The following is a 13150-nucleotide window of genomic DNA, read 5'->3' as shown; positions in this document are numbered from 1 at the left end:
TTTCTTCCATTATTATGTTTCATTTGTAAGAGTAATGGTAAAGTAGAAACCAAGGAGGGATTTAATGATGACTGCAGCAATTCCGCAAAAGAAACTGCTGGATGGGACAAGCATTCCCGCGATCGGCTTCGGTACATATGCTCTTAATGGGAACAACGGCGTTCATGCCGTCAACAGCGCCATTGATATCGGCTACCGCCTGATTGACACAGCTTATAACTATGAAAATGAAGGGGCGGTCGGAGAAGCCATCCGCCGAAGCTCTGTTCCGAGAGAACAGTTATACGTGACGTCCAAACTTCCGGGGCGCTACCATGAATATGACAAAGCGGTACAGACAATCCAAGAATCTTTATACCGCGCCGGTCTGGATTACTATGACCTGTATCTTGTCCATTGGCCGAATCCGAAACAAGACCGCTATCTGGAAGCATGGCAGGCACTGATTGATGCGAAAAAATGGGGTCTGATCCGTTCCATCGGCGTCTGCAATTTCCTGCCTGAACACATTGAACGGCTCGAACGTGAAACCGGCGTAAAGCCAAGCATTAACCAAATTGAATTACATCCCGCTTTTAATCAGCAGCAGCAGCGTCAATGGCATGAGGAACAGGGCATCGTGACAGAATCATGGAGCCCGTTATCCCGCGCCGGAGAAGTATTGAACGATCAAAAACTCGGACAGATTGCGGACAAATACGGCAAAACTATTTCTCAAGTCATTTTACGCTGGCATATCCAGCTGGGCGCCATCCCTATTCCAAAATCAGCATCACCCGAACGCCAGCTTGAAAACATCTCCGTTTTTGATTTCTCCCTTGATGAAAACGACATGAAGATCATCGATTCGCTTACCCGCCCGGACGGACGCATAAAAGGCCAAGACCCGGCGGAGTATGAGGAATTTTAAGAAGATGAATAAAGAAAAGCTGACGAAATCCATTCGTCAGCTTTTTTCTAAATCTTTATCTAGTTCTCAGCAAAAAAACATACTGTACATGGATTTCAATATGGCATAAAGGCATATCAATTTTAACACTCAGTGTTAGAGCCATAAGGAGTACACCATTCATCTATTATGGCTAACACTGAATCCTAAATGAAATATTTATTTTAATACTCAACTCAGCAATTTTTAGATTCCTTTAGTCCTTATTTTTTCTTTAAAACGGCTGCAAAAAACTCTCTGTTGTTCTCATATTCTTCGCCATTGACATCTGCATAGACCTTTTCAAGGTTAAACCCTGCTTCATTCACTTCTTTTTCTAAATCTTCAATGCTAAAATGCTGGTTCCAATAATTATAATTTACTAATTTCCCGTCATCAAAAACCAAAACATTTTTCGCCAAAGTAACATTATCAGGATATTTAATTGCAGCATATAAGGTCAGATGTTCCTTATCCGATATTAGACTGTCCTTTTTTGATAGGAACCACATTAAATTCTGTTCAAATTTTTCATAACTCTTCTCTGATAAGACATCTAATAGAACCAATCCTCCAGGTTTTAAACCGCGATAGATGTTGTTAAGTATTTTTCTTCTGTTGTTCGGACTAAAAACACCATAAATTTGATAAATGAGCAGAGCTGCATCAAATTCATTTTCGATTTCGAGATTCGTAATATCTTCAATCTTATAATCGATTTGCAAATTCATTTTATCCGCTTCACTAATTGCATAATCGATTGATTTTTTATTATAATCTACACCAGTCACGTTGTAGCCTTTTAATGCTAATTTTTGAGAATAGAGCCCCGGGCCACATCCTAAGTCAATAATTTTATTATTACATTCTACTGGTGCTATTTTTGTAATAAAATCCACAGTCTCATCAATAAAAGAGCTCCCTTTGCTGCCGCCGGGTATATACTCATCAAAATGTGATTTCAAAACAAGTTCAGCTCTATCTGGATCAAGCCATACCTCTTGTGTTCCTTCTTCAAATGGCTCGGGGTTTTTCGCCAATTCTAATAATTTTTTAATTGTTGTCACCTTCTATAGTTTTCTCATAGTTTGTTAATTATAACAAAGAACTCTTGGGTGCTGATTCTACGTACTAAGCACCCAAGAAATGATAAACTTGAGACTTCTCCGACAGTCCAATACAATGCTCATCATTTATACTTCATTATTTATTCAATGAAGCAAGATTGTTTTAACAATGATTACTTACTGAAGAAACAAAACCGCTAGTTGTTGTTACCGTCCATGTCGTTGTAATTGTCGCATCTACAGCTATACCTTTGCCATCTGTCTCTTTCTCTAACTTTTGCAATTCCAAAACATCATTCACTTTTCTCACCTCCTTTCGAGTGTTAATAGGCATTCATTTCTTATTTTATCGGATATAATTTTATTAATTTATTGTAACTGGAATATTTTTTATTTTTGTTTCCACTAAAAATTTATCTGTGTTGACCAATGGCAGCCAATAAAGTGGATTGCTTTTGACAATTCCCATTAATGCTAACACTATACCTGAGCTACCTGTATAAACATCATCAGATAATCTATAAGAAAATTGCCCCGGATAAACATAATAATCATTTTTCTCAATTAAAAAGATATTAAGCAGATTCATTACTTCCATAAGAATTCTCTTCCGGATACACCCGTTATTAACCATAGAAGGAATTAAAAGGAAGCTACCTGCACCATCAAATAAACCTCCACTGATTGTGCAGCGCATCTTTGATAGATTTAAAATGGCTCTAAATTCTTCTTTAAAGAGATCTTGTCCACTTACATGGTTTAAAAACCAAATTGACACAGCAACTCCAATAGACCCTCCAGAAAGATATGGCAATAGTCGGTTTCTATCATCTAAAGTTTGTAACACACCAGTTACATCATCTTTTTTTGTCTTTTCCAAGTCTTTCTTTAATAATAACTCAGCTTCCTCTAAATACTTTTTATTATTGGTTGCTGAATAAAGCGCTGAATAAAACAGAGATACGCCAGATAATCCATCAATTAAACCTATATCTACGGCCATCCAGTCATTAACTTTTAATGACTCCTCTTTAACCTTATTTAGCTCAATTAACTTCTCTATCTCTTTCGCAAACTCCAAGTATTCTTTACTTTCCGTCTCAAAATATAAACTGATTAAGAACAGGCCTATACCTGAAAGACCTGATCGTAAAGAAATGTTGGTTGTTTCATTTACATTATTTCTTAGAACATTCAATTCATTTAAAACAGCTTCTTTATGCCCCCTCTCATAAAGCAGAGCCAACATTCCTGTTTTTCCAGTTAATAAACCATCATCACCAATCGATAGGTTATCCAGCAAAAAATTTTGAATCCAATTATCTACATTTTTAGATTTGGAGTTACATCTGGTAAGAATATAGGCAGCGCCACTTCCCCCAGTAAGAAAGTTGAATTTTCCCCCACTCATTTCAAATTGACGAATGTCACCGTTTACAAGCTTTTCATCATCTGTTAAGTTATTTTCTAAACCCTTTATCAACTTATTAATCATGGAATTTAAGTTGAAATCCCTTTTCTTGTTACAAAGGTTAATCTCTGCGGGAACATATTTGTGATAACTTTTTATTTTATCATCACATTTTTTTTGCAATTCTAAAATGAAATTATAAAATGATTCTCCATAATTCATCTTTATCCAGTACAAATGGTTATCTTGCAGATACCCATCTATATCGTCTGAAGAGAGCACTGGCAGTGTTAAATATCTTACCAATCTCTTTAATCCAAACCAGTCTCTTGAACCACCTGCCTTCATTTCTTGAGAAACAAACCCGATAGTTGCCATACTAGGTTTTTCTTCAGATTCTACAGGCATTGCAGTCTCAAAATCTATTATCTTAACGGTTAAGTCTTCAGTTACCATCACATTTGCTGGCTGCAAATCACCCATAGCAACTCCGTTAATATGCATTTGATCTGTCAGAGCGAAGAGTTGTAACAGTATTTTTTTTATATTCTTAGCATGGTTACATATACTATCGTCATCGTCATCTTCATCTCTAAGGAATGGATACTCTTGTGCAATCCATTGTCTCAAATCTCTTCCCTCAATGAATTCCTCAACTAAAAAATGATGTTCCCATTCTTGGAAGTACTCAAGTAGATTAACCACGCCATGTATGTTCTTAAGCTTTTTTAAAGTATCATATTCAATTTTTTGCCTTTCTAACGCATCTCTAGACCCTCCATCTAAACCAGCATTTGGTCTGGCTTCTTTAATAATAACTTTCAAGTTATCTTTCTTTCGAGTCGCAAGATATACCCCTCCAGCGTTACTGTAGCTCAATGCAGTAATGATATCATACTTCGCTAAGTGGCTTTCCTCCTGTTGTTCTGAGTCTTCAGAAAGATTGATCGTATTAAGATAATCGTCAAAGTCTTTGACAAAGTCAGGGATCTGATAGAAGGGTGTTCTTTGATCCTTAATTAAATTACCACTTTCATCCCTAATACAGTGCTCACCATGTTCATTAAAAATAAGTTTAAATCCGCCATATCTGTAAAATACATTACTATTTTTCCACCTCTTATCACTGAGTATATAAGGACCCTTTTTGAAATCTTTAGTTATTTCAGATAAGTCTTGCAACAATTCAACAAAGATTTCTTCATTAGCCGGGTATACCGTTATAAACTTGCCGGAAGAAGCTCGGTTAGCATTTTTTGAATTCATGTTAATAAAACTATGCCTATCCTTTAGGTGTTTAAATTCAATTTTCTTATCCATACAAAAGCGGGCGGCCCTATCCAAAACACTTTGTGCGTCCTCTAACAACGAAGTTAAATGAATTTTCCACCCCTGCTCTGGTAATGATACACCCTTAACATGATAATATTTCCATACTGAATTACTATCTGAGATAACAGTATATGTATCAGGGATGTCATTCACTTCATATGTATTCATTGTCATCTCTTGTTTTCCAAAATACTCAGAATTTGCTTTCAGATATTGATGATATAGCATGTTTCCTTCCATAAAAGCCCCCCATTTTTATATGCTAAATATTAATTCTTTAACAGCATACAATCAATAAACACTCTGTTAAAATTCTTTTTTATGATATATAGCTGCGGCAATGAAAAAAGAAATGATATAGAATATAAAGCCGATAATAATATATATAATCGGGACATATAAAGAAGGATTTATGTGTAAAAATGACAGTGGTAATTTTTCTGTTACATAACCAACGACACTTTGCAATCCAAAGGTAGTAAAAAGCCCTCCCATTGCACCTCCAATTACAATAGCATCAGATTTTTCAGGGCCAATAATGTAGAGAAGAGGGTAAACGATTGCACCGGCAAAGAGAACGATGAAAGTTCCAAAAGAGACAATATTCAATATGCCGTCAACAGGTTCACCAAAAACCAGGCTGTATACAAAGAAAATACCATAAGATATTACAGCCCCGATCACAACAACTAAAAGATAAAAGAAATAGTGACTTTGAACAATATTTGTTCTGCTGACCGGTAAAGTCAGGACATACTTGTCATAGCCAGACTTGCTCTCATACTTTATAACCTCAAGTGCAGGCATGACGACAAACAAAATAATCAGCATAGCAACAAAACGATGCATGGAAGCATCTCCAAAATAAAAAATGACCGCCGATATCAATATGGCCAACCCCGTGTATGCAAAGAAACTTCGATAAACCAAGTAATAGTTAGTTAATAACAGACCTCTCATTTTTTTCACTCCTAGTTAAAAAGACGCTGATTTCTTCTATTGAAATGGTTTTGGCCGTTACGCCATTCGGCAATTTCTGTTGATCCGATACAAGCACACTCCAATAAGTTCCATAATTCCTTTTTACTAGAATTATATCTTCGTCAAGCTTAGCCATTTGACTTTCATCAACATCTATAACAGTATATCTTTCAAGAACCTTATCTTTCTCCTCATTTAGTAAAATTTCTCCATCTTTCATAATAATGATATGGCTGGCTACCTTCTCGACATCAGACATAATGTGCGATGAAAGTAAAATACCGCCGTTGCTTTTACTCACAAAGCTTTTTAATTCATTTAACAGATCATCTCTTGAAGAGGGATCAAGCCCTCCCGTTGCTTCATCCAGAAGTAATAATTTTGCATTATGCGACAAAGCAACAGCTACGGATAACTTCATTGACATGCCGCGCGAGAATTTATTTACTTTTTTGTCCATAGGTAGGGAGAAAGAGTGAACTAACCGATAAAAATCGTCTTGGTCCCAAGCGTCGAATAGTTTCTTAAAAACATTATTCAACTGCTTTATCGTAAGATGCGCAGGAAGATTCATCGCATCAAATACGACCCCAATATCTTCTTTGAACTTTATATGTTTATCCAGATTCTCCTTACCAAAGATTTTCACCTTTCCTCTATCTTGAGAGATTAATCCTAATATCGTTTTAAATGTTGTTGATTTGCCTGCGCCGTTATCACCGATGAAACCGACAATTGAACCGGCAGGCACGTTGAATGTGACATTTTTTAAAACAGCTTTATGACCAAAAGATTTGCTGATGTTTCTTATTTCTAAAAGGTTTGACATCATCCCACTCCTATCATTGTTGCCAGGACTTTTTTAAGAATTGAACCGGATTATTGTAATTTCTGCAAAAATGATGTTATTTTCATGTTTTATCTAGTCGACTAGGTATTAATAATAGATCAGGAAGCTACAAAACAAAAGGGATTTTAAAGTCTTTTTTAATCATAGTTTGGATGTGTAATCGATTGATTAGGATCATATAATGGGATATTCATGATGAAAACTGCAAGAGGTGACTTACTTGCCGGAAAAGAAAATGTGTAATTTATAATATATATGTATTCTCATGAGGTAACAGATTTATACATGACTGTCTAATTGAGGAGCCTGTTCAAGAATGTAATATGCCCTATAAAGGATTCATACACGGAATAAAACACCAAAACAAATACTTATTCAAAAACCTTTATTTGAACGCTACCATTCTTTACTAATGGTTACATTTATGGATTCTAATTGGAATATATTTATATTATAACCATAGGTGTTACTTCTTTTCAATATATATACTGAAATTTCTTTATAAATATAAAGATCTTCAGTTAATCAAAAAGACGTGAACTTCTAATTTTCATACTAAAAACCCCTCTGGTTTTAAACCAGAGGGGTCAAACTTTCCGACTATATTTTACATTTTAAGTTTACCGTAAATTATTTATCCCTACTCCACAGTCACACTCTTCGCAAGGTTGCGCGGTTTATCAACGTCACAGCCTCGGTGCAGCGCGGCGTAGTAAGCGATCAGCTGCAATGGCACAACAGATACCAGCGGAGCAAGCGCAGGGTTGACTTCCGGCAGGATGAATCTGTCGTCTGCGTCTTCTAAGCCTTTCAGCGAGATGATGCAAGTGTTGGCGCCGCGTGCTGCGACTTCCTTCACGTTTCCGCGGATGCTCAGGTTGACGTGTTCTTGTGTCGCCAGCGCAAAGACCGGTGTTCCTTCTTCAATCAGAGCGATTGTTCCGTGCTTCAGCTCGCCGCCGGCGAAACCTTCCGCCTGGATGTAAGAAATCTCTTTCAGCTTCAGGGCCCCTTCGACACATACGAAGTAGTCAAGGCCGCGGCCGATGAAGAAAGCGTTTCTTGAAACAGTCAGATATTCACGCGCGATCATTTCCATTTCGTCCTTCTGATCGCAGAGGGCTTCCATGGCGTTTGCCGCGATACCCAATTCTTTGACTAAATCAAAGCCGATATCCACGCCATTGCGTTCTGCTGCAACGGACGCAAGGATCGCAAGCACGGCAATCTGAGCCGTATACGCTTTTGTTGATGCAACGGCGATCTCAGGGCCTGCGTGCAGGAGCAATGTGTAATCCGCTTCACGGGAAAGCGTGGATCCCGGAACGTTTGTAATTGTCAGCGCTTTGTGACCCAGCGCTTTGACTTGAACAAGCACGGCGCGGCTGTCCGCTGTTTCTCCGCTTTGAGAAAGGAAGATAAAGAGCGGCTTCTTAGACAGAAGCGGCATGTTGTAAGAGAATTCACTCGCTACATGCACTTCAACCGGGACGTTTGCCCACATTTCAATATATTGTTTCCCGACAAGACCGGCATGGTAGCTCGTTCCGCAAGCCACGATATAAATGCGGTCCGCTTCCGCCACGGCGTCAGCGACATCGCCGGCCACAGCCAGTCTGCCGTTTTCGTCCTGATACGTTTGGATGATTTTGCGCATAACAAGCGGCTGCTCATCCGTTTCTTTTAACATGTAGTGAGGGTATGTGCCTTTTTCGATATCACTGGCGTCAAGCTCAGCGATATAAGACGCACGTGTCATGACTTCACCGTCAAGGTTTTTAATCACGGCTTCGTCTTTTGTCACGATCACCATTTCTTTGTCCAAAAGCTCAACGTATTCATTCGTTACTTGAAGCATAGCCATCGCGTCAGATGCCACGACGTTAAAAGTATCTCCAAGGCCGATTAACAGAGGGCTTTTGTTTTTTGCAACGTAGATGGTGTCTGTATTTTCGCCGTCAAATAATGCAATTGCGTAAGAGCCTTTTAACAGAGTCAGTGTTTTGCGGAACGCTTCTTCTGTACTAAGTCCTCCCGCCACAAATTGCTCAATCATTTGAACGACTACTTCAGTGTCCGTGTCGCTTTTCAGTTCAACGTTTTCAAGGTATTCACGCTTCAGCTGAACATAGTTCTCGATCACACCGTTATGAACAAGTGTAAACCGGCCGAGTGCGCTTTGATGCGGGTGAGCGTTCAGGAAGCTTGGTTCGCCGTGAGTCGCCCAGCGTGTATGGCCGATTCCCGCTTGAGATTCAACCGTTTGATCCACCACTTCACGAAGGTCGGCGATGCGGCCTTTTTCTTTGTACACATGCACGCCCTGCTCATTCGCCACAGCGATACCGGCAGAGTCATAACCGCGGTACTCAAGCTTCTCTAATCCTTTTAACAAAATCTCTTTCGCATCAAGATGACCGATATAACCTACAATTCCACACATTTTTTCTTCCTCCTAAAGGTGTAAAAGGAGACGAAGAAAGTCAGATTACAAGGGGACTTTCAATCGTCCCCTCCCACATGTTTTTTTGGAAGATCATGTGATTTCCCTTTGTTCGGAGAGTCGCCCCTCCGGTTTGAAGAAATCCTTACGGCTGTGATCTAAATGAATCAGCCGGGAGGCATCCGCCGAAAATTCGATAACCTCCATCCTCGTCAACTAAGCCGTTTTTCGGGCGCTTAGTTCGGGCGCTATAATTATGAAAGATGCAAACAATGCCGCCTTTCCTATAAATGAAAAACAAAGGCTGAACAAGCTTGATTTTACAACATGTGCCAAGGACGGTCAATTATTTTTTTGCCGCCCCGGCATCATGTTACTATCATTTTATGCTGATCGCACTTGTCTTGTTCGCTCTCTGTTTATAAACTTCGCTATTCCGCTCCCATTTCTGTCCGCACGACATCCACGATTTTTGTGACATATTCGTCACAAAGCTCTTTTGTTCTCGCTTCCGCCATTACGCGGACGAGCGGCTCGGTGCCTGACGGGCGCACTAAAATCCGGCCGTCTCCGTTCATTTCTTTTTCCACTTCAGAAATAACAGCCTTTACCTTAGCGTTTTCTTCCACCTTATATTTATCCGTCACTTTCACGTTTACTAAAAGCTGCGGGAATTTTTTCATTTCACCAGCAAGCTCTGAAAGGGTTTTCCCCGACGCCTTCAGCGTATTCACAAGCATGATCGCCGACAAGAGCCCGTCACCGGTAGTGTTGTAATCAAGGAAAATAAGGTGCCCTGACTGCTCGCCGCCGACATTATAGCCGTCTTTTTTCATCGCTTCTACGACATAGCGGTCACCGACTGCCGTTTGAATGCTTTTGATTTCTTCTTTTTCAAGCGCTTTGTAGAAACCGAGGTTGCTCATCACGGTTGATACGACTGTATCATCCTTCAGACGGCCTTCTGATTTCAAATACTTCGCGCATATGTACATGATCTGATCGCCGTCCACGATGTTTCCTTTTTCATCAACGGCAATGAGGCGGTCGCCGTCTCCGTCAAACGCAAGACCGATATCGGCATTTTTTTCTTTGACGAAAGCACTCAGCGCTTCCGGGTGTGTAGAACCGACGCCGTCATTAATATTTAAGCCGTTCGGAGACGTTCCCATTGTAGACACATCAGCATCAAGATCGGCAAAAAGGTGTGTCGCAATGGAAGATGTCGCACCATGGGCGCAGTCAAGCGCTACATGAATACCCGTGAAATCCTCATCCGCCGTCTGCTTTAAAAATTGCAGATACTTTTGAACGCCTTCAAAATAATCGTTCACAAGCCCGAGGTCCGCGCCTGTCGGTCTCGGAAGTTTATCCTCCGGTTCATCCATGAGACGTTCAATCTCGGCCTCCTGCTCGTCAGAAAGCTTAAAGCCGTCTCCTCCGAAAAATTTAATGCCGTTATCCTGCACGGGATTGTGAGAAGCGGAAATCATGACGCCCGCCTCAGCATCCATCGCTTTCGTTAAATAGGATACCCCCGGCGTAGAAATAACGCCGAGACGCATCACTTCAGCTCCGATCGATAAAAGTCCGGCGACAAGGGCTCCCTCCAGCATATGCCCGGAGATACGTGTATCGCGGCCGATCAGCACTTTCGGGCGCTGTTTATCTTTGGTCAGGACATAACCGCCAAAACGCCCCACTTTAAAGGCCAGCTCTGGCGTAAGCTCGCTGTTGGCAACACCTCTTACACCATCTGTTCCAAAATACTTGCCCATTTTGTATCGCTCCTTTTTCATTCTGTTGAAGATGAATCAGCACTTGATCCGTCTTCATCCTGGTCTTGATTTTGATCCTGGTTTTGACTTTTATTCTGATCGCTGTCAGTGTCTTCCTGGTTCTTGTTCTTGTCTTTGTCTGCGTCTCCGCTTGTGCCGTCTTTATTGCCGGAATCAGCGGAGCCGCCGTCATTTTTATTTGAACTTGTGTTTTTCTTAGAAGTCAGCCTGATCTTAACCGTGTCTTTTGACAAGGACCATGTGACATTTTGCGGCCCGTTTACTTCAAGCTTTACAGAATGCTCTCCGTCATCTAAGCCCGAGACATTGGCATACAGCTCAATGTCCGACTTTTTCAGCGCCTTAATGTTAGCCGGAGAGCCTTTGGCCGTAATATTGATCGCCCGCGATTCAGGGTCGAGAAACTCAATCCGCTGCGAGCCTCCAAGTCCGACCGTCTTAATTGGGACATTGCTAAAATCCTTTTTGTCTTCACTGTCCACCTTAACATGAAGGGTAATTTTCCCCGGTGACACCTTTGTGACACCCTTAGGAAGCGGGATGTCGGCATCGACATCCGTATCTTTATCAATTTTGTCTAAATCAAGAGATACACCGTCGATAAATTCAAGTGAATCCAGCACATCCTGCGGGCCGTAAACCGTCACCTCACTCGGATTCGAGTCAATGCTCGCAACGCTCACCCCGTCAGGAAGACTTCCCTTCCTTTCAATTTTGAAAGGGAGCTTTTTGCTCGGACTGGCCACGGGAACCGTCACTTTAATGACTGACGGTTCAACATCAACAGGAAGTGCGTTGCCGTCTTTGTCATAGACGGTCACCTTCACTTCCTTATCAATGGTCTCATTTGCATTTTCAAGGTTCACGGATGCTTTGACAAGCGAAATGTTGTCAATCACGTTTTTCGAACCCGTAATCTGTACGTTTTTCGGGCTGATAATCGGCTGCTGGGGCGTATATCCCTTTTTCATTTTGCTTTTATTGTAGTATTCAACTTCAACGGGAAAACTTTCAGCCGTTTTTTCCTGAATCGTAACCGTCGTGACTGACGGGTTAATGGATATCGTCAGTCCGTCCGACACATTTTTCGCCTTCAATTCGACCTTATGGGTCCCGGTCTTCAGCTTATTCATATCAGCGTATATCTCAAAATTCTTCGTCTGTCTCGCCTTTTTCACCGCGCTTGTCGAGCCTTTAATCGTGACATTTACGGTCTGGGGCACGCCGGTGACTACGTAATTCGCTTCATCATAGTATGCTTTTACAGGAATATCAGTAAGCGTAGCCTCGTCAGTCGTTGATGTCGGAAAAAAAGATTCCCCCGGCTTTTTCGGAGTCGGCGCCTGGTTGTTGTTAACCGCAACATAAAGCAGGAGCGCAAAGAGCAATGCAATGATCTTTACAGCCCAGCGGTTGTTTAAGAATTTATCCATTTTTCTTGCCCCTCCAGTACCAGCGGTTAGAAGAAGTATCTCTGGCGTTTTTCTTAAACTCTGCTTCAAGCATTTCTTTCAGTGCTTCTTCCGTCAATTCTCTGTGAAGGTCTCCGTTTTTGGCCACACTGATGGCGCCCGTCTCTTCGGATACGATAATGGTTAAGCTGTCCGTCACTTCACTGATGCCGACAGCCGCTCTGTGCCGCGTCCCCAGCTCCTTTGAAATAAACGGGCTTTCAGAAAGCGGCAGATAACAGGCAGCGGCCGCAATCTCGTTATTTTTCATTATGACCGCTCCATCGTGCAGCGGCGTATTCGGAATGAAGATATTAATCAAAAGCTCCGAGCTGACCTGCGCATTAAGCGGGATGCCCGTCTCAATATAATCGCCCATTCCCGTGTCGCGCTCAATGGCGATGAGAGCGCCGATTCGGCGTTTCGCCATGTAGCTGATCGATTTTGTAATCGCTTCAATTGTCTTATGCTGCGCTTCCTCCACGGGGGTGCCGCTCCTTGAAAAGAACCGGCCCCGTCCGAGCTGTTCAAGCGCCCGCCTCAGCTCAGGCTGGAATATAATGATAATCGCTAAAAATCCCCATGTTATCGCTTGGTCCATCAGCCATTGAAGCGTGCTGAGTCCCAAATATGAACTGGCCATCCGGACCAATACGATGACGACGATTCCTTTTAAAAGCTGAACCGCCTTCGTTCCGCGTATGACCATGATTAATTTATATATCACATACCAAACAAGGAGAATATCAACGGCATTGCCGAGGTATTGCAAAAATGGGATGTCCTCAAAAGCCATTTCCTCGTCCTCCAGGAATTCAGTCATTTCGTTTTTTCACTATGAATTGTGCTGCATGAGCAATATGTACATCATATAGCGTGCTCATTATA

Annotated in this window: 10 protein-coding genes; 1 reads left to right on the top strand and 9 read right to left on the bottom strand. The window is 41.3% G+C overall.

Annotated elements, in window-relative coordinates; genetic code table 11:
* Window positions 1-64: 64 nt before the first annotated feature.
* On the top strand, window positions 65-910 hold the full coding sequence (locus tag QRX25_RS01170) for an aldo/keto reductase (protein WP_212100129.1): 846 nt from the start codon (window positions 65-67) through the stop codon (window positions 908-910).
* A gap of 242 nt (window positions 911-1152) precedes the next feature.
* Here the strand turns inward: QRX25_RS01170 and QRX25_RS01165 are convergent, their stop codons facing one another.
* The 9 genes from QRX25_RS01165 to cdaA form a co-directional block, all read right to left on the bottom strand.
* Entirely contained in the window at window positions 1153-1995 is an 843-nt protein-coding gene (locus tag QRX25_RS01165; protein WP_065980584.1) for a class I SAM-dependent methyltransferase, read from the bottom strand.
* A 163-nt stretch (window positions 1996-2158) separates the two neighbouring features.
* A complete protein-coding gene (locus QRX25_RS01160; RefSeq protein ID WP_020955245.1) occupies window positions 2159-2296 on the bottom strand; it encodes a class III lanthipeptide in 138 nt (45 codons plus the stop codon).
* Between the two features lie 63 nt (window positions 2297-2359).
* Window positions 2360-4978 carry a class III lanthionine synthetase LanKC gene (gene lanKC, locus QRX25_RS01155; RefSeq protein WP_212100125.1) on the bottom strand — a complete coding sequence of 873 codons (2619 nt, stop codon included), beginning with the start codon at window positions 4976-4978 and terminating at the stop codon, window positions 2360-2362.
* A 66-nt stretch (window positions 4979-5044) separates the two neighbouring features.
* Complete coding sequence (locus tag QRX25_RS01150) at window positions 5045-5698, bottom strand: ABC-2 transporter permease (RefSeq protein ID WP_065980582.1); 654 nt, start codon at window positions 5696-5698, stop codon at window positions 5045-5047.
* A complete protein-coding gene (locus tag QRX25_RS01145; RefSeq protein ID WP_115998383.1) occupies window positions 5676-6548 on the bottom strand; it encodes an ABC transporter ATP-binding protein in 873 nt (290 codons plus the stop codon). Before QRX25_RS01145 ends, QRX25_RS01150 begins: the two co-directional genes overlap by 23 nt.
* A gap of 661 nt (window positions 6549-7209) precedes the next feature.
* Window positions 7210-9012 carry a glutamine--fructose-6-phosphate transaminase (isomerizing) gene (gene glmS, locus QRX25_RS01140; protein WP_045508803.1) on the bottom strand — a complete coding sequence of 601 codons (1803 nt, stop codon included), beginning with the start codon at window positions 9010-9012 and terminating at the stop codon, window positions 7210-7212.
* A 431-nt stretch (window positions 9013-9443) separates the two neighbouring features.
* The gene (gene glmM, locus QRX25_RS01135) at window positions 9444-10790 is read right to left on the bottom strand and encodes a phosphoglucosamine mutase (protein WP_013350853.1); all 1347 of its coding nucleotides are present in this window, start codon (window positions 10788-10790) and stop codon (window positions 9444-9446) included.
* 17 nt (window positions 10791-10807) lie between these two features.
* A complete protein-coding gene (cdaR, locus tag QRX25_RS01130) occupies window positions 10808-12244 on the bottom strand; it encodes a CdaA regulatory protein CdaR (protein WP_212100121.1) in 1437 nt (478 codons plus the stop codon).
* Complete coding sequence (gene cdaA, locus QRX25_RS01125; protein ID WP_003156763.1) at window positions 12237-13058, bottom strand: diadenylate cyclase CdaA; 822 nt, start codon at window positions 13056-13058, stop codon at window positions 12237-12239. The genes cdaR and cdaA overlap by 8 nt, the downstream gene beginning before the upstream one ends.
* Window positions 13059-13150 lie beyond the last annotated feature (92 nt).

Origin of the sequence: Bacillus sp. L381 (assembly GCF_030284525.1) — a bacterium.
Classification (GTDB): domain Bacteria; phylum Bacillota; class Bacilli; order Bacillales; family Bacillaceae; genus Bacillus; species Bacillus amyloliquefaciens.
Note: the sequence above shows the minus strand (reverse complement) of the source record. Positions and strands in the feature narration are given on the sequence as shown.

Coding starts and splice junctions, on each gene's coding strand:
- QRX25_RS01170 (WP_212100129.1), top strand. CDS start 65: ATGATGACTGCAGCAATTCCGCAAAAGAAACTGCTGGATGGGACAAGC.
- lanKC (WP_212100125.1), bottom strand. CDS start 4,978: ATGGAAGGAAACATGCTATATCATCAATATCTGAAAGCAAATTCTGAG.
- QRX25_RS01150 (WP_065980582.1), bottom strand. CDS start 5,698: ATGAGAGGTCTGTTATTAACTAACTATTACTTGGTTTATCGAAGTTTC.
- QRX25_RS01145 (WP_115998383.1), bottom strand. CDS start 6,548: ATGTCAAACCTTTTAGAAATAAGAAACATCAGCAAATCTTTTGGTCAT.
- glmS (WP_045508803.1), bottom strand. CDS start 9,012: ATGTGTGGAATTGTAGGTTATATCGGTCATCTTGATGCGAAAGAGATT.
- glmM (WP_013350853.1), bottom strand. CDS start 10,790: ATGGGCAAGTATTTTGGAACAGATGGTGTAAGAGGTGTTGCCAACAGC.
- cdaR (WP_212100121.1), bottom strand. CDS start 12,244: ATGGATAAATTCTTAAACAACCGCTGGGCTGTAAAGATCATTGCATTG.
- cdaA (WP_003156763.1), bottom strand. CDS start 13,058: ATGGCTTTTGAGGACATCCCATTTTTGCAATACCTCGGCAATGCCGTT.